The 24,312-nt window shown below is 40.0% G+C and carries 27 protein-coding genes; 17 read left to right on the top strand and 10 right to left on the bottom strand.

Features of this window, described 5'->3' with window-relative positions; translation table 11 throughout:
• Positions 1-34 precede the first annotated feature (34 nt).
• From QNH36_RS13250 to QNH36_RS13235, 4 genes are all read left to right on the top strand, one after another.
• On the top strand, positions 35-1,717 hold the full coding sequence (locus QNH36_RS13250) for a glycoside hydrolase family 13 protein (protein ID WP_283903639.1): 1,683 nt from the start codon (positions 35-37) through the stop codon (positions 1,715-1,717).
• A 165-nt stretch (positions 1,718-1,882) separates the two neighbouring features.
• Complete coding sequence (locus QNH36_RS13245) at positions 1,883-2,635, top strand: SDR family NAD(P)-dependent oxidoreductase (RefSeq protein ID WP_283903638.1); 753 nt, start codon at positions 1,883-1,885, stop codon at positions 2,633-2,635.
• Positions 2,607-3,644 (top strand): S-adenosylmethionine:tRNA ribosyltransferase-isomerase, encoded by a 1,038-nt coding sequence (locus QNH36_RS13240; protein WP_283903637.1) that lies wholly within the window; start codon positions 2,607-2,609, stop codon positions 3,642-3,644. Before QNH36_RS13245 ends, QNH36_RS13240 begins: the two co-directional genes overlap by 29 nt.
• A gap of 64 nt (positions 3,645-3,708) precedes the next feature.
• Positions 3,709-4,059 carry a VOC family protein gene (locus QNH36_RS13235; RefSeq protein ID WP_144480746.1) on the top strand — a complete coding sequence of 117 codons (351 nt, stop codon included), beginning with the start codon at positions 3,709-3,711 and terminating at the stop codon, positions 4,057-4,059.
• Positions 4,060-4,103: 44 nt separating this feature from the next.
• On the opposite strand, the gene QNH36_RS13230 is transcribed toward QNH36_RS13235, so the two are convergent.
• Entirely contained in the window at positions 4,104-4,559 is a 456-nt protein-coding gene (locus tag QNH36_RS13230) for a DUF2062 domain-containing protein (protein WP_251541218.1), read from the bottom strand.
• A 269-nt stretch (positions 4,560-4,828) separates the two neighbouring features.
• On the opposite strand from QNH36_RS13230, the gene pssA reads away from it, so the two are divergent.
• The gene (gene pssA, locus QNH36_RS13225) at positions 4,829-5,524 is read left to right on the top strand and encodes a CDP-diacylglycerol--serine O-phosphatidyltransferase (protein ID WP_144480750.1); all 696 of its coding nucleotides are present in this window, start codon (positions 4,829-4,831) and stop codon (positions 5,522-5,524) included.
• Positions 5,525-5,580: 56 nt separating this feature from the next.
• Here pssA and QNH36_RS13220 read toward each other — a convergent pair whose 3' ends face one another.
• On the bottom strand, positions 5,581-5,775 hold the full coding sequence (locus tag QNH36_RS13220; protein WP_144480752.1) for a CsbD family protein: 195 nt from the start codon (positions 5,773-5,775) through the stop codon (positions 5,581-5,583).
• Between the two features lie 265 nt (positions 5,776-6,040).
• On the opposite strand from QNH36_RS13220, the gene QNH36_RS13215 reads away from it, so the two are divergent.
• Complete coding sequence (locus QNH36_RS13215; protein WP_144480754.1) at positions 6,041-7,090, top strand: ATP synthase beta subunit C-terminal domain-containing protein; 1,050 nt, start codon at positions 6,041-6,043, stop codon at positions 7,088-7,090.
• A gap of 62 nt (positions 7,091-7,152) precedes the next feature.
• Entirely contained in the window at positions 7,153-7,287 is a 135-nt protein-coding gene (locus tag QNH36_RS13210) for a hypothetical protein (RefSeq protein WP_283903636.1), read from the top strand.
• Between the two features lie 123 nt (positions 7,288-7,410).
• On the opposite strand, the gene QNH36_RS13205 is transcribed toward QNH36_RS13210, so the two are convergent.
• Positions 7,411-7,899, bottom strand: a complete 489-nt coding sequence (locus QNH36_RS13205; protein ID WP_144480756.1) for a hypothetical protein — start codon at positions 7,897-7,899, stop codon at positions 7,411-7,413.
• Positions 7,892-9,340, bottom strand: a complete 1,449-nt coding sequence (locus QNH36_RS13200) for a GGDEF domain-containing protein (RefSeq protein ID WP_186326869.1) — start codon at positions 9,338-9,340, stop codon at positions 7,892-7,894. Before QNH36_RS13200 ends, QNH36_RS13205 begins: the two co-directional genes overlap by 8 nt.
• Positions 9,341-9,588: 248 nt before the next feature.
• On the opposite strand from QNH36_RS13200, the gene QNH36_RS13195 reads away from it, so the two are divergent.
• From QNH36_RS13195 to QNH36_RS13170, 6 genes are all read left to right on the top strand, one after another.
• Positions 9,589-9,861, top strand: coding sequence for a DUF3231 family protein (locus QNH36_RS13195; protein WP_260983670.1), 273 nt, complete (start codon positions 9,589-9,591; stop codon positions 9,859-9,861).
• Positions 9,862-9,871: 10 nt separating this feature from the next.
• On the top strand, positions 9,872-10,597 hold the full coding sequence (locus tag QNH36_RS13190; protein WP_260983671.1) for a DUF3231 family protein: 726 nt from the start codon (positions 9,872-9,874) through the stop codon (positions 10,595-10,597).
• 233 nt (positions 10,598-10,830) lie between these two features.
• Positions 10,831-11,235 (top strand): DUF6188 family protein, encoded by a 405-nt coding sequence (locus QNH36_RS13185; protein ID WP_283903635.1) that lies wholly within the window; start codon positions 10,831-10,833, stop codon positions 11,233-11,235.
• Positions 11,236-11,936: 701 nt separating this feature from the next.
• On the top strand, positions 11,937-12,569 hold the full coding sequence (locus QNH36_RS13180) for a zinc dependent phospholipase C family protein (protein ID WP_283905418.1): 633 nt from the start codon (positions 11,937-11,939) through the stop codon (positions 12,567-12,569).
• Positions 12,570-12,699: 130 nt separating this feature from the next.
• Positions 12,700-13,206: an NUDIX hydrolase gene (locus QNH36_RS13175; protein ID WP_144480762.1), complete on the top strand. Its 507-nt coding sequence runs from the start codon at positions 12,700-12,702 to the stop codon at positions 13,204-13,206.
• Between the two features lie 137 nt (positions 13,207-13,343).
• Positions 13,344-14,075, top strand: a complete 732-nt coding sequence (locus QNH36_RS13170; protein WP_260983672.1) for an alpha/beta fold hydrolase — start codon at positions 13,344-13,346, stop codon at positions 14,073-14,075.
• Between the two features lie 338 nt (positions 14,076-14,413).
• Here the strand turns inward: QNH36_RS13170 and QNH36_RS13165 are convergent, their stop codons facing one another.
• Positions 14,414-14,779 (bottom strand): hypothetical protein, encoded by a 366-nt coding sequence (locus QNH36_RS13165; protein ID WP_283903634.1) that lies wholly within the window; start codon positions 14,777-14,779, stop codon positions 14,414-14,416.
• Positions 14,780-15,007: 228 nt separating this feature from the next.
• On the opposite strand from QNH36_RS13165, the gene QNH36_RS13160 reads away from it, so the two are divergent.
• A complete protein-coding gene (locus QNH36_RS13160) occupies positions 15,008-15,637 on the top strand; it encodes a pyridoxamine 5'-phosphate oxidase family protein (RefSeq protein WP_144480766.1) in 630 nt (209 codons plus the stop codon).
• 48 nt (positions 15,638-15,685) lie between these two features.
• On the opposite strand, the gene QNH36_RS13155 is transcribed toward QNH36_RS13160, so the two are convergent.
• Both QNH36_RS13155 and QNH36_RS13150 read right to left on the bottom strand, forming a co-directional pair.
• Positions 15,686-16,561 carry a glycerophosphodiester phosphodiesterase gene (locus QNH36_RS13155; protein ID WP_283905417.1) on the bottom strand — a complete coding sequence of 292 codons (876 nt, stop codon included), beginning with the start codon at positions 16,559-16,561 and terminating at the stop codon, positions 15,686-15,688.
• Between the two features lie 114 nt (positions 16,562-16,675).
• Positions 16,676-17,980, bottom strand: a complete 1,305-nt coding sequence (locus QNH36_RS13150; RefSeq protein ID WP_283903633.1) for a MerR family transcriptional regulator — start codon at positions 17,978-17,980, stop codon at positions 16,676-16,678.
• Positions 17,981-18,288: 308 nt separating this feature from the next.
• Here QNH36_RS13150 and aspA point away from each other — a divergent pair, with 308 nt between their 5' ends.
• The gene (gene aspA, locus QNH36_RS13145; protein ID WP_251540276.1) at positions 18,289-19,713 is read left to right on the top strand and encodes an aspartate ammonia-lyase; all 1,425 of its coding nucleotides are present in this window, start codon (positions 18,289-18,291) and stop codon (positions 19,711-19,713) included.
• Positions 19,714-19,756: 43 nt separating this feature from the next.
• Here aspA and QNH36_RS13140 read toward each other — a convergent pair whose 3' ends face one another.
• Positions 19,757-20,998, bottom strand: a complete 1,242-nt coding sequence (locus tag QNH36_RS13140) for an MFS transporter (RefSeq protein WP_283903632.1) — start codon at positions 20,996-20,998, stop codon at positions 19,757-19,759.
• Positions 20,999-21,009: 11 nt separating this feature from the next.
• A complete protein-coding gene (locus QNH36_RS13135) occupies positions 21,010-21,612 on the bottom strand; it encodes a PadR family transcriptional regulator (protein ID WP_144480776.1) in 603 nt (200 codons plus the stop codon).
• 183 nt (positions 21,613-21,795) lie between these two features.
• Here QNH36_RS13135 and QNH36_RS13130 point away from each other — a divergent pair, with 183 nt between their 5' ends.
• Positions 21,796-22,632: a formate/nitrite transporter family protein gene (locus QNH36_RS13130; protein WP_251540270.1), complete on the top strand. Its 837-nt coding sequence runs from the start codon at positions 21,796-21,798 to the stop codon at positions 22,630-22,632.
• 60 nt (positions 22,633-22,692) lie between these two features.
• On the opposite strand, the gene QNH36_RS13125 is transcribed toward QNH36_RS13130, so the two are convergent.
• Positions 22,693-23,481, bottom strand: a complete 789-nt coding sequence (locus tag QNH36_RS13125; RefSeq protein ID WP_144480780.1) for an HAD family hydrolase — start codon at positions 23,479-23,481, stop codon at positions 22,693-22,695.
• Positions 23,482-23,642: 161 nt separating this feature from the next.
• Here QNH36_RS13125 and QNH36_RS13120 point away from each other — a divergent pair, with 161 nt between their 5' ends.
• Positions 23,643-23,789, top strand: coding sequence for a lmo0937 family membrane protein (locus QNH36_RS13120; RefSeq protein ID WP_144480782.1), 147 nt, complete (start codon positions 23,643-23,645; stop codon positions 23,787-23,789).
• Positions 23,790-24,312 lie beyond the last annotated feature (523 nt).

Here is a 24,312-nt window from a genome sequence, read left to right as displayed (position 1 = left end):
AACGTTTACTTAAGATTACTTAGGAGTGACTTGCATGAAAAAACATTGGTGGAAAGAATCTGTCATATACCAAATATATCCCCGGAGTTTCAAGGATTCCAATGGTGATGGCATTGGCGACATCCCTGGCATTATTTCTAAGCTTGATTATTTAAAAGAATTGGGTATAGACGTAGTCTGGTTATCTCCTGTATATAAATCTCCTAATGATGATAACGGATATGATATCAGTGATTACCAAAATATCATGGATGACTTTGGGACAATGAAGGACTGGGAACTTCTCCTTAAAGAAATGCATGATAGAGGACTTAAACTGATCATGGACCTGGTTGTAAACCATAGCTCTGATGAACATCATTGGTTTATGGAGTCGAAAAGATCGAAGGATAACCCTTATCGTGATTATTATATTTGGAGACCGGGGAAAGATGGCAAGGAACCGAATAACTGGAAATCCACTTTCAGCGGCTCTGCATGGCAGTACGATGAAAATACTGAAGAGTATTACTTGCATATCTTCAGTAAAAAACAGCCTGATCTAAATTGGGAAAACCCTAAGCTTCGCCAGGAAGTATATGACATGATGAGATTCTGGCTGGATAAAGGGATCGATGGATTCAGGATGGATGTCATCAATTTCATTTCAAAAGTAGATGGACTCCCTGACGCTCCAAATCCTGAAGGAAAAAAATATGTATCCGGAAGCAGATATTTCATGAATGGACCGAGAATCCATGATTATCTTCAGGAAATGCATAGAGAAGCACTTGCTGATTATGATGTAATGACTGTTGGCGAAATGCCTGGTGTCAATGTGGAGCAAGCCAAGCTTTACACTGATGAATCCAGGAACGAAGTCAATATGGTTTTTCAGTTTGAGCATGTTGACCTGGATTCCGGCCCAGGTGGAAAGTGGGATCTCAAACCCTTACAGCTTACTGATTTAAAGAAAAACTTTACTAAATGGCAAATGGGCCTTGAGGATATTGGTTGGAACAGCTTGTATTTGAATAATCATGACCAGCCGCGGATGGTTTCAAGATTTGGGAATGACAAGCAATACAGAGTGGAATCGGCGAAGATGCTGGCCACCTTCCTGCATATGCTGAAAGGAACACCGTATGTTTATCAGGGAGAGGAAATCGGGATGACCAACGTCCGCTTTGACTCGATCGATGATTATAAGGATATTGAGACCCTGAATATGTACGATGAGAAGGTCAATCAGCAGGGGGAAGTTCCAGCAAAAGTTATGGAATCCATATATGTGAAAGGGCGTGACAATGCGCGTACACCTTTCCAGTGGGACGATAGCGAGCATGGCGGTTTTACAACAGGAACGCCTTGGATTCAGGTAAATCCAAATTATCCACAGATTAATGCCAGGCAGGCAGTCGCTGATGAAAATTCCATCTACCACTATTATCGGAAGCTGATTCAGTTAAGGAAAGAGCAGCAGATTATTGTCCATGGCCGCTATGATATTCTGCTTCCGGAAGATGAAAACATATATGTATATACGAGGACGTTGGGCTCGCAAAAGCTCCTTGTTATATTGAATTTTACCGGTGAGGAACAAAGCTTCACATTACCAGCAGACCTCCAGGATAAGAAAAGCGATGTTCTAGTGTCAAATTACGAGCCAGCACCTGAATACGTTTCTTCAATTCCCTTGAGACAATATGAAGCGATAGTATACCTTCTGGAACTTTAATAATTAATATGTAATCTGAAAAGGCTGCCATTGTGCAGCCTTTTTTGGGTTCTACTTTGAAAGTTCAGACTAAAGTCGTAGTACATTTCAAGCTTCTCTACGAGGATTCATTTTCTTGGAAATCTTATGATAAAGACAAGAAAGAAATCACAAGGAGGATTGACTATGGTAAAAAACAAAGTGGTGATGATTACTGGTGTCACGCAGGGACTTGGAAGAGCATTGACGTTAAGGTTTGCGAAAGAGGGAGCGAAACTGGCAGTCTGTGCCCGAAGGACAGAGGAGTTGTACAGGGTCAGGGAGGAAGCGGTAAGTTATGGAGTCGAAGTGCTTGCCGTTACGGCTGACATATCGATTCCCAGGGACGCAGAGAAATTCGTCGCTCTCACACTTGAAGCATATGGACGAATCGATGTGTTAATCAATAACGCCTCCATTCTGGGACCTAGCCCCATGCCTCTTTTACTCGATTTTCCCGAGGAGGATTTCACCGAGGTGCTCAAGGTTAACAGCATCAGTCCCTTTTTGGTCACGCGAAGGGTCCTGCCTTCCATGCTGGTGAATAATGAGGGGTCTGTTATAAATGTAACATCAGAAGCAGGTCATGTTGGATATGCCGGCTGGGGAGCATATGGAATCTCAAAATTTGCCGTCGAAGGTATGACCGGGACATGGGCAGATGAACTAAAATCGACAAATATAAGAGTCAATATGGTCGACCCTGGAGAAATGGACACCGCGATGCATGCACTGGCGGTTCCAGATTGCGATTATGAGTTAGCAGATCCAAATGAGGTCGCTGATGTCTTCCTTTATCTTGCCTCAGATGCCTCAAAAGGGGTCAATGGCCAGAGATTAGAGGCTCAGGCATTTAAAAAGAGGGATTATAATGCAGACAAAAACAACTGCAACATATGATTTCTTCCTGCCAGATTACCTTAATGCTTCCCATCCGCCGGAAAGGCGGGGACTTCGCCGCGATCAGGTCAGGATGATGGTTTTAGACAGGGAAACTGGCCGTGTTGGTCACGATCATTTTATTCGCCTCGAAAATTACTTGAACCCAGGAGATGTACTTGTATTGAATAACAGCAGAACCATACCGGCTGCCCTGAAGGCAGATTGGATGCGCGACGGGAAGGTAATTGGAACTGACATTGAATTAAGACTAGCCAGAAAAAGGGCTGGAGCCGTTTGGGAAGTCCTGGCTACACAGCAGAATGTAAAAACAGGGGACTGTTTTAAAATATCGGAAAAATTAGAAGCTGAGGTTATTGGGGAAGTCTTGAAATCCCCATTAAAAATTATGCAATTCACTCTTCAAGGAGAAAAGTTTTATGATGCAATCTATTCAGTAGGATACCCAGTAAGATACGAGTATATCGAAGTTCCGTGGGAGCTTGATTATTACCAGACTGTTTTCGCAAGCCAGCCAGGGTCAATAGAAATGCCATCAGCAGGCAGGGCGTTCACCTGGGAAATGTTAATGAAGCTCCAGGGAAAAGGGATAAAGCTAGTGTATCTTCAACTTCATACCGGGCTTGGTTATTTGCTTGATGACCTGAATCCTCATTCGCCGGAAGATCTTTATGAAGAATACTCAATAAACCAGGAAGCAATGGATGAAATACTCAAAGCGAAAGCAGGGGGAAGGAAGATTATCGCCGGGGGAACGACCGTAGTTAGGGCGCTTGAAACCGCAGCTGCTGAATCAACCCTGAATGGTTGGACCAATCTTTACGTTGACTCTGAATATCAATTACAGCTCGTGGACGGGATCATTACGGGATTTCATGAACCGAAGGCCAGCCATTTGGATATGCTGACAGCATTCATTAATGAGAATGGCCTATTTGAAGCTTATGCTGCCGCAATTAAAAACAATTATTTATGGCACGAATTCGGTGATATCAATCTGATTATTTAACCGAGTTTAAGATGACACTGTTAGTTTTTGATCATAAGTCACTTGAAAGGAGAGCGGGGGAATAATGAGGTTCCATCATTTAGGGATTGAAGTGAGTGATTTACAGGCTGCGAAAGCCTTTTATGAGAAAATTTTCGGGTTTAAAGAAAATGGAGGACTCCGATTTGGGGGAGAGGATATTTTCTTCTTGGAAAAGGATGGCTTCAAGATTGAACTTATTGGAAACGTGCCCGTATCGGAAAGTGGAGTGTCTATGCATCTTTGCTTTGAGGTGGATCATCTGAATTCTGTTATAAAGGAATTTCGTAGTCGAAATATCATACCTATAGAGGGTCCTTATATTGTGGGGAATTGGAGGACTGTATTTTACCCAGGCCTTGAACGAGAATTAATCGAATTCCTGGAAGTCATATAAATAAAAAATAAGGAGCAGAAAAATCTTAAGAATTTTCTTGCTCCTTATTTTTTTATATCCCATTTTTTTACTATATTCAGGAAGTTTAATCGGTACTTTCTCATGATGGTATAAACGACATAATAGACAATCAAACCGAAGAGAAGGATATTAATAATCATGCCAATGAAGAAAACGGCACCTAAATGCATTCCTGCTTCCATTCCATGTAATGTCATACCAACTGGAGAATGAAAGTTCCCACCTGGAATGACAGTCTCACCCACGACTACATTCAGATAAAACAAAAATGGAAACAGCCAGATTAGAGCTACGCCGCTTATGAAACCTGCCATAGCATTACCCTTGAACACCTTAGCACTTACGGTAGACAGGATGGGTCCCATCCCAAAAGATGGTATGAAATGGATTAAAAAACCCATGGTAAATCCTATTGAAACATTGTGTGCGTTTTCCTTTATTCTTAATAATTTTATAAGAAGAAATTTGATCCTGCGCATATATTTGTTGATCATAATTCACCAACCCCAGATAAGTATACAATTAGAAGAAACATTTTTAAAGCATTTTTTACAGAGGCCATCCATAACATTTCTTACAAAATCTTTTAGGAATTTTTATGATTATATTCTACTCAGGATGAGAATTAATGATATAGTTAAACTATATTTTCGGCGATTAAATGAAAAAATAAACATGTTTGCTAGGCTGCCAGGGTAAAAATAGGCATATGCAGAATTAGATTATGTTCGGAGAGTGATGACAACTGATGCGGTTTACAAAGATGATTCCCAATATGTTCACACTGGGGAATCTGTATTGTGGTTTTCTTTCGATTGGATTTGCGGCTAATGGTCAATTTAACAATGCGGCCATTTTAATATTAATCGGCATGATGCTCGATAGCATGGATGGAAGACTTGCGAGGATGCTGAAGGCGGATAGCCAGCTTGGCAAGGAGCTTGACTCACTTGCGGACATCGTTACCTTCGGTGTAGCGCCGTCATTCCTGGTGTATTATACATATTTCTACCAATTTGGGATATGGGGTCTAATGGTTGCCGGACTATTTCCGCTTTTTGGAGCTTATCGCCTGGCGAGGTTCAACATCAGCACGGATAAATCATCACTTAATTACTTTATTGGCGTTCCAATCACTGCTGCAGGCGGAATCATGGCCATCCTTACCCTATTCGGGCACTTGATTCCTAATATCGTTACGACGGTTGTCTTTACAGCTCTCAGCTTCCTGATGGTCAGCAGGGTGAGGATTCCTAGCTTTAAAGAAGTTCCGCTTCCAAAATACGGTACCATTGTTACCATTTTTCTTGGGTCTTTGTTATTTGTCATATGGAAAGGGACGTATGGACAATTCCCATATTTGATTTATTTTGCAACACCGTTATATATAGCCTATCTTGCATACCGGTTTGTAAAGGGTAAAAATAAGAATAATGTTGAGTAGAACAACAAGAAAACGCCTTCGCTCGTTGCGAAGGCATTTTTTCTTATTTATAGCTATTAATCTCTTGAAGAATCGTTAAATGCGCGTGATACGTCCTCTTTTAAATCCCCGGCGGTTTCTTTCAATTTGCCTTTTCCTTTATCAAGACGGCCTTCCGCTTCCATGGATTCATTGTTGGTCACCTTGCCAAATTGCTTCTTGGCTTCACCTTTTACCTGATCGAAAGCGCCTTTTGTTTGTTCGTCATTCATTGTTTTGGCCTCCTTTAATTGTGTATATTCTTTTATACCCGTTTAAAGGGAGGACAAACTCATAAGACTTCTGTGAAAGTAACTCTAGTGAAAATAGCTTGATGTTGAGTACAGTTACACAAATCGATAAGCATTTAATTTATTTAGGTGAACTGCCTTTTATGCACACGAAAAGTTAATGAGTAAAAAAATTACTTTAGAGAGTAAGTGATCGTTGCTTTATAGAGTAAAAATGATTACTATTAAAAGTAAGGAGGAGGAAGCGATGGAAAAACTTAGATTGAATGTGGCTTTACTGAGGAAGCGAGTACCTAATCTTACTACCGCAGCAAAATCTGTCGGACTAAGACCTGCTACTGTTTCAAACCTATCTACGGGTAAAATTCCCGTTGGCAGGGCGGAGGTACGTACAATTGTGGCACTGGCGGAGCTTGCTGGCTGCTCCCTGGATGAACTTATTTTAAGAGGGGAGAGTGTGGAAATGATCGAAACTGGTATTAAAATCTTAGACTTATTTGCTCCAATTGCAAAAGGCGGGACAGTTGGCCTGGTCGCACGGCCGGGTATGGGCCAATTAGTAGTATTGGCTGAAATGCTGCACAGATTAAAAATGGAAGAGTATAAGACCATTCTTCTCAATCCAAAGGACAACCATCCTGAAATGAACGACATCCTTGATGATGTTGACTTTGTGGCTAATAGTATAGAAGAGACTTTTAACATGATGATTTCTGCAGGGGTTGACAAGAAATTTGTACTTACAGCTGATCGTGCATATGTTTTATCAGGAGAGATGTACACCCTGCAAGAAATGCTTGATGATAAAGACATGACAGAAGTAACAACATTCTTGCTCGATTTAAAAGGAGAAGCAGTGGATGATGATCTTCCATATGGACCGCTCGATACTTTGTGGCAATTCGATGCTGATTTGGCTGCAAGACATAAATATCCGGCCGTAAATCCTATCTACTCTACATCTTCCATCCTTGAGGGTTCTTATCTAGACCCCGTTCACCATGGCGTACAGCAAAAAGCACAAAAATTACTCCGCCGATATCGGGAGTTGCGTTCGATCGTTACGGTTCACGGTGTCGGCCGTCTGCCGGAATCCGAACTTCAAGTCTACAAGCAAGGTGAAAAACTGGAGGCCTATTTGACTCAGCCCTTTTATGTTGCCGAACCTTATACTGGGAAAAAAGGTGTAACAGTAGGATTAAAAGAAACTTTATCTGACGTGAAAAAAATTCTTGAAAGCTCTCCAAGTGAGTTTAATGCAGAAGACCTCCAATTTATTGGTAAAATCGAATCTTGATCAGATAATTGAGAAAAGCCCGAGGTGCCTAGGGCTTTTTATCGTTCACCAGCTGAATATTCATGCTTAACATGGATTTGTATGTTTTGAAGACGGGGATTGCAATGAAGAATTTGCGCCATGTATTGGTCAATAATTCCATCCATTTGTTGATGGTTTTTTGGGCTGCACTGCTGAAAAAATGGATTTATCGTTGATTGGAAAGCCCAGATAAAGATTCACTAAAAGAATTAAAAGAGCCGGCAATTAATTAAAACCGGCTCTTTCCGTTTTTATTAGATATGCATTTAACAGTGAGGTGTTCTTTGACCTTTGGCTCCTTAATAACGGCCTACTTGCAGCTGCTTGAACACCTCATCCCGAACCTCTTGCAGGGTGTCAGGGTGGAGCAGCTTTGTGGTACTAATTTTTAAATAAGCCTCTTCATCAATACTGCCTTCTTGCTGAAGCTTATCTAAATGGGGAAGCCGGAAATTTCCGATTGGCAAATATGCGAGATATAGTTTTTCTCCTTCATGGTCCAAAGATATTTTTATTCCCTTTAACTCAGGATAAAAAAAGGATGAGTAATCCTGTTCGATGATCAAGTCCTCTTTCACCGCCGCTTTTATATAGGGAAGAGTAGTAGGAAGTGAAATGAAATAGATCATCTGGTCATAAGAGTAATGTAAATCAGCTATTCTGATAGCATATTGGGATGTGACCCGCTTCGAGTAATTCTTCATCGAAAGGGTATACATCGGCCTGCTTGTCATTATAGATGTCAAAACGAAGACCAATGCTGCGATAATAAATGTCAGTTCAATCAATGCAAACGAACTCCTTAAATGTGACCACCGTATTTTTTCCAGATCTTTTTGCTTTATAAAGTGCTTGATCGGCTGCCTCAATGAGTTCATTTTTACTCGTGATGGCAGGGTGATCTGTACATGCTATTCCAATGCTTACAGTTAAAATGCCATGTGGTTGGGTTTCCTCGCCGGGAAAGCTTGCTGCTTCTACATTTTTTCGAATGGTTTCCGCCATTACTTCTGCTTTTGGCAGAGGTGTTCCCGGTAAAAGCACAACAAATTCCTCACCGCCAAACCTGAAGGAGAAATCACCAGCTCTTAATGAATTCTCTATGACACGTGCAAGTTTCATCAACACCTCATTACCAAGGAGGTGTCCATTCTTATCATTAAAAACCTTGAAATAGTCAATATCGAAAATAATCAATGACAAAGGCCCGGGACCTTTTGCATCATCTGGAAAGTAATCATCAAGAATAGTCTGGAATGCGCGCTGGTTTAGGAGCCCCGTAAGTCCATCTCTCAAGGCCATTTCTTCAATCTGTTGATAAAGTCTGGCATGGTCAAGCGCGATGGCCGCCTGGTTGGCAAGCGGCAGAATATTCTCAGTATCTATCAATGTAATCGGACGCTTGTTAACAATATTGTCTATCAAAAGGATTCCGATATTTTTCCCCTGATTAATCAAGGGGATGACCGCAAATTCATCCGTTTGGAACAGGCTGTTAATCAGTGCCTGGGAGGAATCGGTTTCATCGATCTCCTTCACGATCACCGGCTGTTGTCGTGTTAATGATTGGCTAAAGACATTTTGGCCATCAAGCGGAATATCCAGTGACCGAAGTATTGAATTCAATTCAGGATCAGTGAAGTTGCTGTCGAAATTATGTTCAATCAAGTCGCGCAGCTTCAATTTGTCTTCCGATATCTTCTCCCAAACTTCATAGCCTTTTTTTACATCCATCGGCCCTACACCGACTACTCCTTTTAAAGAATTTGTTTCATGTGATGACAAGAAAATCATTGCCCGATTGAAGCCTAGTCCATGACCCGCAGTAACCGAAGTCAGGATTACTTTCAATAGCATATCCTGCTGAAGAGTTCGCTGCATGGTCGTACTTACTTCACGGAACACTTGTAAATGCTTTGATTGATTCATGAGCATATTTGTCCACAACTGATGATTGGTTCCCTTTTTATCGATTTGTTGTGAAACATAACCTGCTGCTGAACCAATTGCAAAATACACCGGGATAAGGAGTATCGGGAAAACTTCAGCCTGAAAGAAAACAAGGGAGGTGCTTAATCCAGCGGCAGTTAATCCGCCTATCAGGTTGAAGGAGGATCCTGATAATGCAATAAAAAAGAGAACCATCCATATTAAATGGTTTGTTCCAAAAAGCAAACCAGAAATTTCGACAAGCAACAGAGAGGCGAGGACCAGGATAAGTCGATTCAACCAAGCGCTTACATGGAATCTAATGATATTCGCTAATCCAGCTAACCCGCCGGAGATTAGGATTATAAAAAGAAGTTCAATCAGAGTGCTCACTCCTATATGGGACATCTTAAGTCCATTTTACTATTTATTTCATATGGACTCGGTTTTTTTCACTATAAAGATTTTTATCTAAATTAGTTATGTAATAAATAAAAAAAACTGAATCAGAAATAATAATTATATCATCGAAGTATCGGGGTGAGAAGATGGAAGATAAGACGAAAATCGACTTAACAGCTGCAGAAATGTCCAGTCTTTGGACACAGTATATAAACGATACGGTTTCAATCTGTGTATTAAGCTATTTTTTGAATAAAACCGAAGATAACAGAGTAAAAGAAATCGTCGAATTTGCCCTAAATGCTTCACGAAAAAACATTTCTCTTGGACAGGAGATTTTCGATGGAGAAGGATTTCCCTATCCGGTCGGTTTTACAGCAAAAGACGTGAATGTCCATTCCCCCAAGGCTCTTTTCTGATACGTTTGTGATGATGTATCTTAGGTATATGTCCATTCTTGGCATGGCTGCAAACGCAGCGGCAATCGGTCTCGGTACACGGCCTGATGTTATCCTCCTGCATAAAAGCGTATTAAAATCGGCAATCCAGCTGCAGGATAAGACCAGGGAATTGATGCTTGAACAGGGTACTTACATAAGGCCTCCATTTATATCGGTTCCGGATAAAGCAGAATTTGTGGAAAAACAAAAATTTCTTTCTGGATTGAAAAATAGAAGGCGAGCATTGACTTCTATAGAAATTTCACATTTATTCTTGAATATACAGACAAATCAAATAGGCAAGGCCTTGATTATGGGTTTCATCCAGGTAGCTCAAGATAAAGAAGTAAAGGGATACTTACAACGAGGAAAGAAAATCGCCCATAAGCATGGAGATTTATTCAGTGATATTCTTAAGCAGAATGATATACCAGCTCCGATGTTCTGGGACTCGGCAGTAACAGATACGACAACACAAATTTTCTCGGATAAGCTGATTATGTTTCATGTTTCGGCGATGATAGCAGCTGGAATCGGTAATTATGGTGCAGCAATGGCGGCAAGTCCGCGAAAAGATATTGGAATACAGTATGCATCACTGATCCCCGAAATCGCATTATATGCTGAGGACGGTGCGAATATCATGATTAAAAACTCCTGGTTGGAGGAACCCCCGATGGCAGACGATCGAGACGTGCTTTCCGGACAGAAATAGGCTTAATTTGATATAATTAGAAAAATCTATTGCCAAAATCAGTAACTCTATTTATAAGAGAATATAACTTAATAAGAACGCTAACCTAGATATCCTAAGAGGGATTTCTTTTTCGGTAAAGAATACTTAAGAATAGAATGTCGCTTTGTTTTAAAAAAGCTCTCTTATAGCAGCTTTAAGTTTTTCGTAAAAGAACTCTGATTAAATGATTTCTATATAAAGTAGGGACGAAAATGTATAGAAAATTAAGTAATATTGACTTCAATTTTTTTATAGGCCAGAAAGTAATAGAGGTAAGGGTGGATAAGAATCTACCTTTAGTAATGATTTTTGAATCAGGCAGATTAATAGTTGAATGTCCTTGGAGGCTGCATGTTAAGAAAGAAATTGCCATTGGGTATTCAGACTGTATCCACTCACCTGAAAGATACTCTCATAAAAAGATTGAAAAGATACTAATGGAAAAAGGAATAGTTAAAATCCTTCATTTTGATGAAATATCTGATTTAGTTGTGGAATTTGAGGGTGATGTTATTCTTGAATTGTTCCATGACAGTAATTATTTTGAAGGGTGGCAGTTAAGTGGAGACAAAGGGTTTGATTTAGTATCTTTACCAGGAGGTTCTTATTCGGATTAGTTAAGCACCGCCATCGTACGATTGTTTGGTGGCTTAAGTATAATAATGCATTTAGCTGTAATACCTCCTTATTATTTCTTAAACGTAGCAGCATACCCATACGTGTACTAATGGAAACTCACGTAATATGAAATTTATTTGATCTAAAAGGAAGATGGTACCTTTTTTGTTGTATTCCTATGTGCATGGGGCAGTTAGTTTATTATAAGTTTTTGTCTTAGGATAGGCTAATTTATTATCTTTTGGATTAAAGTACAAAATGAACCAGGAATAGGAGAAAAGGATGAATAAACAAATTAGTCAATTTTTCTATATATCATTATATATTGGTAATCTTATTAAAAATAAAATTGGAATGGGCAATAAGGGGATTATTGTATACGTATTAGTATATTTTAGTTTTTCTACCTTTCTGTCAATACTCACCAATGGATCTGATATATGGTTAATTAAGGTGCTTATGCCTTCTTTTATTAGCAATTATCTACTGATGGGAATGCTGTATGTCTTCTTTTTTACTTGGAGGAGATAGAACTGTACGGACAGTATAAGGTGGGTTGATTCAAGAAGGAATAGCTTCCTTCTTTTTTTCCTTATTGAACAAATGGCGCAATTTAGTTAAAGAAGAAGCTGGAAAACATAGGGTTATAAAATGTCTTCTTGAATTAAATAGATCAGAAGTGAAAAAAGGGGAGAGTATTTTGGGTTCAAGAATAATGCACTCAATTATTGGTAAAAAAATTGCAGAGGCTTTATCGATCGAGGACAAAACATCATTTTTGCTTGGCAGCATTGCTCCAGACGCAGTTTTTACATACGAGGAAAAAAACTTATCACATTTCTTCATAGGTGAAGTGCAAGATTATTCAAGAAGCGTTGATTATAAAGGATTTTTACATAAATATAGTTCCCAAGTAGAAAACGCTTATATATTGGGGTACTGTGCACATTTAATTGCTGATGATATATGGTTAAGAGGTTTTAACCTGTCTTGGTTAAAGAACAGAATGGATGCTGATGATGGATTATACAAGTTATACCATAATGATTTCCGATTACTAAATGGAAAGTTATTAGAACACTATGGTTTTTCAGATGAATTGAGAAAGTTATTTAGTCATTATCATCTAACCCAAGATTTAGATGAGGTTACTTCGATAGAAGTTGAAAAATTAGTTCCTTATGTATTAGGAGATATGGTGTACGATAAGGAACTTCTAAATGAAAAACTTAATGTTTTTACTTTTAATCAAATTATCGGTTATATAGAGACTTCAGTTGATCATGCGGTACAAATTATTAAACCACACCTTACAAAACAAGTCAGAAACTAATAGATGCGTAGACTCATGGTGAAACTGCCTACACATTTTGAGTTCTTTCTAATTAAAAACGATCAAGGAATATGGATACTGCATACGCAATAAATAAACGGAAAATTCCGAATAAAAAGGGGGTTGGAATATGTTCTTTCCTACACATATTGTATCTGCTGGTGGATTTGTTGAAGATTCGGAAGGAAATATTCTTTTAGTAAAAACTCGTGACGGTGGTTGGGTTTATCCTGGAGGACAAGTGGAAGCCGGAGAAAATCTCATGGACGCTTTGGTTCGTGAAATCAAAGAAGAAAGTGGAATTAGCACGACGGTTAGCCACTTAGTTGGTGTCTATTCAAATACGGGTACTTTTAAATGGTACGATGGTGAAACTGATGTTCCTACTCAAGTTATTTTTGATTTCGTATGTCATCCTATTGGTGGTCAATTAGCTGTTTCTGAAGAAACCACTGATTGCCGCTGGGTAGCGAAAGATCAAGTTTTAGAAATGGTTACACATCCCGCTATTCGAACTCGCTCTCAAGCTTATCTGCAGTTTAAAGGGGAGGTAAATTACATTGAATATATTACAAGCCCCCAGTTTAAAATCAAGCATCAGACAGGGATATCGAAGCAGATTGTTTCTCCAATATGATACTGACAGGCGCATCGATTAGGAAAGATAAATAGGGTTTGAAAAAACTTTTAAAAAAACGAAGCAATTTAGTGGAAGAAGATTGGTGTATTTAGGAAGAATATCAGCATTAAAACTTTATTTCAAGGGTGATATTATTGGTTGAAAAGTACATTAAGGTGGAAAATGGCAATCTTTGGACAGATAAAAGAGGGCAGGGAGTTCCGGTTATTTTAATCAGCGGTGGACCTGGCTCTTGTAACTATTTAGATTCTATATCAAATCTTATTGATGATATCTGTGAAGTTATTATGTTTGATCCTAAAGGATGTGGTCGATCAAATTATGATGGAAATGGGTACGATTTAGAAGCTTGTCTTCAAGACATTGAAAACATTCGGGAAGAGTACGGCCATCAAAGTTGGGTAGTAATTGGACATTCCTGGGGGGCTGATTTAGGGTTGGCTTATTCGCTTTTGTATCCCAAATCCGTAATAGGCTATGTTTCAATTTCAGGAACTGGAATCCAAAATGATAGGGATTGGAAAGATACTTATAATCGAAACAAAGTAGAAATTGATGAATTGAAACCGGATTTTGAGTATGAGGCTAATAATATTGTTCACCGTTCTCTTATTGATTCTTGGAGAGAATTTATAAAGAAACCATTATTGTTAAAAGAAATCTCACAGATTGACTTACCTTCACTTTTTATTTATGCCGAAAATGATATTCGCCCTTCTTGGTCAATTGAACAAATCTCAAATCTTATTCCTAATTCTAGATATATCGAAATTGAAGGAGCAGAACATTATATTTGGCTAAACAAGAAGAAAGAATTAGGTGAAGTCTTAAAACCTTTTATTAAGCAAATGGGCCAGTTATTTTAAGAAAAACTTAAATCATATTGTAAAATTAAAGAGATCCTCAAGTCTTGACTTCCATACAGTTAATCCACAACGAAATTGTCACCACCATAAATGAGATTTTGAAGAAGTCGTAAATAGTTGGTTGGACTGTTAACAAGCACGTATATTTTCTAAATGAATATCAGAACAATTGTGTAAAAAACTACTTAAAGTAACGGGTACTTATGCCAGAAAAATAATTAGTGAAATGCTTGGAGATTCACTACCCCAAGCATTTTTCTTGCCAAATCTCCTTTTAATTAGCTTTTGCCGTTTAGAACAGAAGTCGTTAAAAAAGTGGAAAGGTACTTTCTTTTCGTTCATTGACTTTGATTCAAATTCGGGAATTTGACGGGGGTATTTAATGATAGTTGATCCCGGTAGGAACGATAAGCAACGACACTGTGAAAGTTTGAATGAACATCTAACTGTAGAATCTTAGGCCCATTTGTTTCTAAATAATACTTCATTTGTCCTTGCGCAAGCTCATAGAATGACAAAGTAATCCCCAAATAGTGTTTCGTGGTCACTTTACTGTCAGGATGATTCATCACATAATTTGCAATCTGCTGTACCGTAGCTGATGGTGTAGAGGTGATGGAATAAAAAGTCTCCTTTGCATTGCTATACGCTTGGTTTAAAGTGTTTCTTGCTTTTTCAAGAAATTGGTTAACAGCATTGTTCATATTTGTACCTCCAACTCTATTTAAGATGTTAATTAATATACCCTTCTAATTTCATTAGAATCCATATACTGGTTCAAATTTGAGAAGAAAAAGGCGGGAGATTAGTTGCTGTGGTAAAGTAATGCTTAACCAAAGTGTTTTATGAACATTCTTAGGATGAGTTTAAAACAATTCGTTATAATATGATGATTAAAGTGGTAAGGATTTACATAAACAGAAAACGGGGGAATGAGGGAATTGGATCATACGATCAAAAGCTTTGATGAATTAAGAGAACGATTCGGGGAACCAAGTGAACTGGCAAAGCGCAAGGTCATTTCTTATGTGGATGAGCATTGCCGCAACTACATATCAAAATCACCCTTTTTAATTCTTTCCACTTCGGATAAAGACGGCTGCAGTGATGCCTCTCCCAGAGGAGATACTCCAGGGTTTGTGCTGATTCTCGATAAAAATAGGATTGTGATACCAGACCGTCCCGGAAACAAAAGAATGGACTCGCTGAAAAATATTTTATCGAATCCACAAGTTGGCTTATTATTCCTTATCCCAGGTATGTCGGAAACATTAAGAGTCAATGGCAGGGCAAGCCTTACACTTGATCCTGAATTGCTGGGAAGGATGGCAGCAGGAGGGAAAAATCCACTGTTAGGTATAGAAATAGAGGTAGAAGAATGTTTCATACAGTGCGGAAAAGCATTAAGACGTTCTGGATTATGGGTTCCCGAAAGCTGGGCAGATCCTTCCACACTGCCATCAGGGGCTGAAATACTTGCTGCTCATTCCAAATTGCCCGGCACGACTGCGGCCGAAATAAAAGATAGATTAGAAGATGGGTATAGGAATAGATTGTATTAGGATTAAAAAAGCTGCCCTTTGGCAGCTTTTTCTAAAGCATTTTAATTTTCAACGTTTCTTGATTTTCTCCCGGTAGACTTCGTACAGGCGGTCAGGATAATTAGTGAACATCCCGTTTACGCCCCAATCAAGAAGCATTTCCATATCTTCCTTTTCATTGACTGTATAAGGAAAAATCAGTAATCCAGAATCAGAAATCTTTTTTATATACGCAGGATTGGCAGCAGTGTAATGCATCCCAACTCCTACAGCATATTCTTGCAAATTCCCGATTTCACTATCCGTTATAGTAGCTGGAGCATAATAGGAAAGTAATTGGATTAATGGAATCGATTCATCGATTGCATGGATTTTCCGTAAACTTGCAGAACTGAATGACTGGATGATCACATTGCCAGCTTTATTTTCTGCACCAATCAGTTGATACTCATTCAGAAGATCAATCAACTTTTGTTCCATTTCGGGATAGACATCCGGTGATTTTGTTTCGATAAAAAATTTCGAATCAGAGCCGAATTTTTCAAGGATTTCCCTAAGCGTCGGGATCTTAAGCCCCTTGAATTCAGTTTTCGCTTTATCGGGAAAAGCTTCATTGAACCAGCTGCCTGCATCAAGACCCTTGATTTCTTCCAGTGTTAAGTTTTTAACCAGTCCAGTCTTGCCTGTAATCCGGTCAATCGTTTCATCATGCAGGGCAATCAATTCACCGTCCCTGGTCATTTGCAGATCGATCTCAATGTAATCTCCATTCATTGCCTTTCCTAATTCATAAGATGGGAAAGTGTGTTCAGGCGCATGACCAGAAGCACCACGGTGTGAGATATTGATATCTTCCATTCCATTAATTGAGGAACTGGCTGCTTGTGGAGACAGATTCCACGGTAAAAAAATGACCAACGCAATAGTTCCCAGCCAGCGATTCATACGGCCCACTAGTTTTCCCTCCAGATTCATTTGCATTTGCTGTACGATATTCTTTTGCTTGAATCCTGTTCTAGTGTAACTATTATTTACAAATTGCCTGGTTATATGCTGATTCTATTTCCAAACCTTCCACCAGTTTCTTTTTGCCTGTTTTGAAGCGGCTGTTTCCCTGAAACTGTCAACCATATCTTTGAACATTTCATCGCGCTGTTTGATTTCCTGTCTTAATTCTTCCCGTTCGCTCTGCAGGGTACGGACCAAATATTCGCGTTCTTGGTTGATGACTTGATTCAGATTGGCCAACTCCTGATTTGTAGTTTCCCGACTGTTGGAAACATAATCAGCAAGAATCTTGAATTCCTCAGAGACCGTTTCGGTCGTTTCGTTCAGACGCTTGGCAAGATTGGATATATCCTTGTTGGTGCCAGAAGATAGCTGATCAACCGTACTTGCTAATTTTAAGATCTTCTCATTCGTTCCTTTATACGTTTTTGTCATATTGGACGTAAGCGTCGCAATTCGTTCGGAGGTGCCTTTTGAAACATTCGTAAGGCTTCCGGTAAGTGCATTTATTTTTTCAGAAGTACCCTTTGAAACCTTCGCAACACTCTCAGTCAGTTTAGAGATTTTTTCACTTGTACCTTTTGAGCTTTTCTGGATAGTTTCAGATAACTGGGTAATTTTTTCAGTGGTACCATGAGAAGCTTTGGTAACCCGCTCCGATAATTTGGTGAACATTTCGGAAGTACCCTTTGAAACCTTCTCGAGATTAGTATTAATTTCGGAGGTCCCTTTCGAAACATTCGTAAGCTCGGAAGAAATGGTTCCGAGCTGTTTGGAATTCTCTTCTGAAGTCCGGTTCACTGTTTCTGAAAGCACCGTTATATGCTCATTGGTTCTTTCACCGGTTTTATAAATCGAATCCGACAGGGATTTAACTGTAGTGAGAGTTCCTTTGGAAATTTCCTTTTTTACCTCTTCAATGACTTCTTTTCTAATACCATTTCTGATCTCTGCCTTGACTTCTTCAATCAAAGAATCTTTATATTGCTCCATTGCCTTCATGAAATCGCTATATTCATCCTGGCTGTCAGAAAGGGAAGTGCCAGGCGATTCAGGCTTAATTGTCAGGCTGTGAGGATTGTATTCCTGGTCGGGAAAATGGTTTGTCTCCATATGATGCTGCAGAAGGTCCCTAATCATATCTTTGCTGAGATTTTTATCCCGCATCTGTTTTATTTTCATCAGTTGATCTATTTCAACATCCGTATAGAATCTTGCTCCCTGCTTCGTTCTGGGAACAACAAGCAGGCCGGACAGGTCCTTTTCCCATTGTCTGATGGTTCCAGACGGAACATTAATTTTCTTGGACACCTCTTTAATTGTATATGCCTTCATGAATTGAGTGTCAGTCATCATGCCCATTCCTTTCTGAATTGTATTATGAAAAATCAGTGTCCTATTACAATTCAGCAAATGTATTCCTGTTTTCCTGCATGATGACAAAAGCTATCAAAACTAGTGGGATTTCTGCATAACAACCAATAAAGGTACAGAGTTTGCAATCGATTCCCAAGAAAAAAGTTTGATTTGTCGTGATGAATTTATGATTTTGATTTACAATAGTCATGTAAGCCCAATAACTAGGCTGAGGGATAAAAAAATTGTCGGAAATTGATTGCCCTCAATACTTAATCTAAATCTGAAGCTTTTTGGAGGGGTAGGAAATGACTGAAGTAAAAGTCAGGATAGAAAAAGACTTCCTTGGAACAAAGGAAGTATTGGCAGATGCATATTATGGCATCCAGACATTAAGAGCAGTAGAAAATTTCCCGATTACCGGGTACAGAATACATAGTGAATTAATTAAGGCAATGGCCATGGTAAAAAAAGCAGCGGCATTAGCAAATATGGAAACAGGAAGACTGTATGGCGGACTTGGTGAGGTGATCGTAAAGGCGGCTGATGAAATTATCCAGGGTCAGTGGCATGATCAATTCATCGTTGATCCGATTCAGGGTGGAGCAGGAACCTCTATCAATATGAATACGAATGAGGTCATTGCGAACCGTGCATTGGAATTGCTGGGGGAGAATAAGGGTGATTATTTTACCCTTAGCCCGAACTCTCATGTGAACATGGCTCAATCGACGAATGATGCTTTTCCTACAGCAATCCATTTATCCGTGCTGTCGCTGCTGGACAAGCTTTTAGATACGATGAATATCATGCGCGATGTTTTTTCTCAGAAATCAAGAGAATTTGATGGAGTAATCAAGATGGGCAGGACTCATCTGCAGGATGCTGTGCCAATTCGCCTCGGTCAGGAATTTGAAGCCTATACCCGAGTCGTTGAGCGAGATATTGAAAGAATCAAGCATACCCGCGGCCACTTATTCGAAGTTAACATGGGGGCTACAGCAGTTGGAACAGGCCTTAATGCCAATCCAAAGTACATCAAGAATGTTGTCCGTCACCTTTCTGAGATCAGCGGATATCCATTGAAGAATGCAGACCATCTAGTCGATGCCACTCAGAATACAGACGCATATACAACGGTATCAGCGGCATTAAAGGTTTGTATGATGAATATGTCCAAAATTGCCAATGATTTACGCTTGATGGCTTCTGGACCAAGGGTCGGTTTTAATGAGATCTTCTTGCCATCAAGGCAGCCAGGTTCTTCTATCATGCCTGGAAAAGTGAACCCGGTCATGCCAGAGGTCATCAACCAGGTCGCATTCCAGGTCATTGGGAATGACCATACCATCTGCCTTGCTTCGGAAGCAGGCCAGCTTGAGCTTAATGTCATGGAACCTGTTCTCGTTTTCAACCTTATTCAATCAATCAGTATCATGAACAATGGTTTTAAGGTGTTTACAGATCATTGTCTTGTTGGAATCGAAGCAAATAAGGAAAAGCTGGAAAAAGATGTGGAAAGAAGCGTTGGCATTATAACCGCTGTAAATCCGCATCTCGGGTATGAAGCGGTATCACGAATAGCCAGGGAAGCCATCCTCACCGGTAAATCGGTAAGAGAGCTATGTCTGGCATATGATGTACTGACAGAGGAAGAACTGGATTTGATCCTGAATCCTTATGAAATGACGAATCCCGGGATAGCCGGTGAAGAGTTGCTGAATAAAGATTGATTGCAAACAGCCGTTGTCCTGACCGACAACGGCTTCGTTTGTTTTAGGCTCCAATACTTCTTGTTTCAGCGGTTTTTCTTAAAAGGAAGGCTAAAGCAAAGGTACCGAGGAAAAAGGTAGAAATGCCAGCACCGACGAGCACCCCTGAAACACCAATGCATTTAGCTAACAAGGCACCTGCAGCAGGAGCTACTAACATCGAGAATGTCTGTAAGGATGCGGCTGCAGAAGAAACCCTGCCCATGATATTCTTGGGTGTTTCTGATTGCAGTACATATCCATATGGAACACCTTCAGCAGAAGCAAGGATCCCAAGCAGGAAGGCACCAGCCATCCATAATATTTTCGGAAGCTCGAAAACACCATACACACCAACTCCGATAAGAAGAATGAGAATGCCGCTCATGACAGAAGCTGAAGCCATCAGGTGGATGGGCTTATTTTTCCAGCTTGTAAATCGTCCGAGGAGAAGGGCTCCGACTACGCTGCCGAAACCAACAGAACTTACCAGCAAACCGAATTCCTCTCCAGCAAACCCAAGATTTTGTGCGACAAAGACAAACAAACCATCATAGAGAAAAATAATGAAGAAGGCAATGGAGGAAAGGATGATTGCTGCCTTTAGTATCCTGGCAGTGAAGATGTGTCTTATGCCTTCTGTGAGGTCTTCCAAATAAGAAGTTTGATGTTGTTTCTTTATGGAAGCTTCTGTTTCGATTGTTGGCAGGGCCATCAAAATCGCAACCGCAATCAGAAAGCCTGCCGCTTCAAAGATAAAGGGGCTTCTTACCCCGAAAAGCGCGATCAATCCACCGCCCAGGGCCGGGCCGATGATTTTCATGGTATTGACTGAAAGCTGGCTTAAAGTCACAGCTTCCGGCAATTCATCTTCAGGAACGATATGCCTGATCGCACTTTGTCTAGCAGGATCATAGAGTGCGGCGACCGTTGCCTTAAGAAATACAAACAGGAGGAGTACATAAAGATTCGGCGCGAAAAACATACCAGCAACAAACAGGATTCTAAGTAATAAGCAAGTGATCATCAATGTCTTCTGGGGAAGTCTGTCAACAAATACACTGGCTAGCGGGCCGATGAGAACCCAGGGAATTCCCATGACGATGATTACTGAAGCGATTGCTGCTTCGCCCAGTCCCCAATGGTATGCAACGATTACCTGTATCGCAATAAAATCCAGCCAATTCCCCAAATCAGAAAACACCTGTGCACCAAAAAGCGAACGATAAGCTTTGTTCTTCAACGGTTTAAAGATACCTGCCTCCATATTCCATCCTCCTAATGGCCGTTTTTCAGCGCTTTTTTTCTTCGTTCTATTTGTTTTTCGCCAAGCTTCTTCGGATCCTGGCCTTCAGGCAGCTCATCATTCTCGATGAAGAAGAGCGATTCTTTTATCCAAGTAAGCTCAGCCTCAAGTTTTAACTCGGCATATCTCATTGAAAGCATTCCGACACCGTTAATATATGAAGTATTATTTTGTTTCCATTCTTTGACGAAATTCAGGATTTCCTGTGACTCCTTTGCTCTTTCTTTTAGATGTTCGGCCAGGATTGTAATATCCATTTGGTTATGCCAGGCAGCCATCTTCATGAATAACTCATCCTTAATAGCTGGTGGTTCAGGTCTTCTGGCAAGCCAGCTTTCCAATTCAAACCAGCCTTTACCGGTCAGCTCATAGAGTTTTTTCTTTCGCCCTCCAGTCTCTGATTCAATGGTGGTGATGAATCCCTCTTCTTCAAGCTTTTTAAGTTTGGGATAAAGACTGCCGTAACTCATGCCCCAGAATAGACCCGCTGCTTTATGCTCAAATTCGGATTTAATGTCGTAGCCGGTGCTTGGACGGAAGCTGATGACTGCAAGGATGGAATGTTCAATTGACATGTTCAGCACTCCTTTATGATTATATATATCATTTTGATATATCAATATGATATGTTTATTTATAAAAAATGTCAAAACATAATGAAACACCGTTTTTTTGTTGGACAAAGGGGAATTAATTCATTAAAGAAATGTTCAATTATCAAAAGGAAATAATGCATCTAAACGACAGGAGGAATAAAATTGGCATTTCGTAAACCCCATGAAATCGCACAAGTGACTATTGACTCTGGCACATATAAGGCTGCAATGCCCGTGAAGAATATGCTTATTTTGGGTTTTCTCGGAGGAGCGTTTATCGCTATTGGCTATCTTTTGGACATCAGGGTGATCGCAAACCTGCCGCATGAGTGGGGGACATTCGGAACATTCCTAGGTGCCTCGGTTTTTCCCCTAGGACTGATTTTGATCCTTCTTGCTGGAGGAGAACTGCTTACGGGGAATATGACAGCCATTTCGATGGCCAGTCTCGCTAAGAAGGTAAAAATGAAGATGCTATTGAAAAATTGGTTTTGGATCACTTTAAGCAATTTTGTAGGTGCTCTATTTGTAGCCTATTTTTTTGGCCATATTGTAGGTTTGACGGAGACTGGTCCTTATCTTGAAAAAACAGTCTCTGTGGCAGGGGCAAAACTGGATGCTGGTTTTTGGGCGGCATTTATTTCAGGAATTGGCTGTAACTGGCTTGTTGGTCTGGCGGTTTGGCTTTCATATGGTGCTTCCGACATGACCGGGAAGGTATTAGCAATCTGGTTCCCGATTATGGGCTTCGTTGCCATTGGATTCCAGCACGTTGTTGCAAACATGTTCGTGATTCCGGCAGCAATTTTTGCGGGTTATTATAGTTGGGGTGAATACTTCACCAACTTTGTGCCAGTATACTTGGGCAACGCAGTAGGCGGTGGTGTGTTTGTGGCTTTGATTTATTGGATGAGCTATAAAGATACCATTAAAAGGCAAGCTGAACAGCCCGAAAATGAATTTTCAAAAGCAAGCGCGAAGAAAAGGGCGATAAGGTAAACAAAAGGAGCCTCTAACTTGAGGTTCCTTTTTTATATTGCGGGTCTGTATTTGTGGCTATTATTCGATTAACCCAAGTGACTTTAATCCGTTATATATTCCTGAATTGGTGACAGAAGTGGTTTTATGTTTGGCATGCTGAAACAAATCAGGGTGTGCATTGCCCATCGCAAATCCTTCTCCTGCAAAGGCCACCATTTCCTTATCATTCATACCATCTCCAAAAGCAATCGATTCCTCACGTTTTATACCAAGCTTTTTCAAAAGAAATTCCACGCCAATTCCCTTATTAACTTGATCGCGAATGACATCGAAACAGTGTTGCATGCCCTCAACGTTCACTTGGGATAAATGGATTCCATCATTGAACTGGTAAAGGGAGTAATCTTTGTTTCCCGCTGTGATGATTGTCATTCCAAGAACATCTTCAATGGCATCCTCAGTAAAAATATCATTCTGGCGCAAATGAAAATGTTTTTGAAAGGCTTGGACCGCATCCGGCTCTAGGCTGGTAAAGTAATTTTTTGAATTCGAATAACAGACCACCTCATGATCATTATCATCGGCAATGTCCAGGATGTATCTTACATCCTCAGATTTCATAGGTTCTGCAAAAATGGTTTCTCCTTCATATATGCCGAGCGCACCGTTATATCCGATAAAAGAGGTAATCTGAAGTTCCTCTGCAAGATCCGATATTTCGTGGAGCGGGCGTCCTGTAGCCAATACCACCTCAATATTTTGTTTTTTCATTTCCTTAATAGCTGCCCTTGTAGAATTCTCAATCGTGTCATCAGGCGTTAAGATTGTTCCGTCTATATCCAAAAATAAAATCTTGTATGGTCCCATGTGAATTTCTCCTGTCATGAATGAATAGTTTAAGTTTTACACAACGACACATATGTTATCAAATATTTATCATGTCTCCAGTTAGAGGGCAGCTTGTTTAATAAAAATTTCAAAAGGGTAAACTTTAACCAAGACAACAACAGGGAAGGAGATGTTTGCCAATGTTATGGACAATTGCAGCAATATTGCTGGTACTCTGGGTGCTGGGGCTGGTTTTTAAGGTAGCCGGCGGAATTATCCACATCCTCCTCGTAATTGGCATCATATTGATTGCATACAAAGCAATCAAAGGACGATCAACAGGTTGATTATCGAATTAAGGGCAGCGGCAAATTTGTCGCTGTCTTTTGCTTTGCTAGAGGCGGAACCAGTGGTTTGTATAATAGACATCTTATTGGTGACTTGATTTTCCAGTAAGTGGAGATTGGAGTCGCCAATGAGGGATATTGGTGACTTGATTTTCCAGTAAGTGGAGATTAGAGTCGCCAATGGAGATTATTGGTGATCTGTTTTACCAGTAAGTGGAGATTAGAGTCGCCAATGGAGGTTATTGGTGACTAGTTTTCCCAGTAAGTGGAGATTTGAGTTACCAATAGAGGTTATTGGTGACTTGATTTTCCAGTAAGTGGAGATTGGAGTCGCCAATGAGGGATATTGGTGACTTGATTTTCCAGTAAGTGGAGATTAGAGTCGCCAATGGAGATTATTGGTGATCTGTTTTACCAGTAAGTGGAGATTAGAGTCGCCAATGGAGGTTATTGGTGACTAGTTTTCCCAGTAAGTGGAGATTTGAGTTGCCAATAGAGGTTATTGGTGACCTGATTTTCCAGT

Source organism: Mesobacillus sp. AQ2, from assembly GCF_030122805.1.
In the GTDB taxonomy this organism is placed as follows: domain Bacteria; phylum Bacillota; class Bacilli; order Bacillales; family Cytobacillaceae; genus Mesobacillus; species Mesobacillus oceanisediminis_A.
Note: the sequence above shows the minus strand (reverse complement) of the source record. Positions and strands in the feature narration are given on the sequence as shown.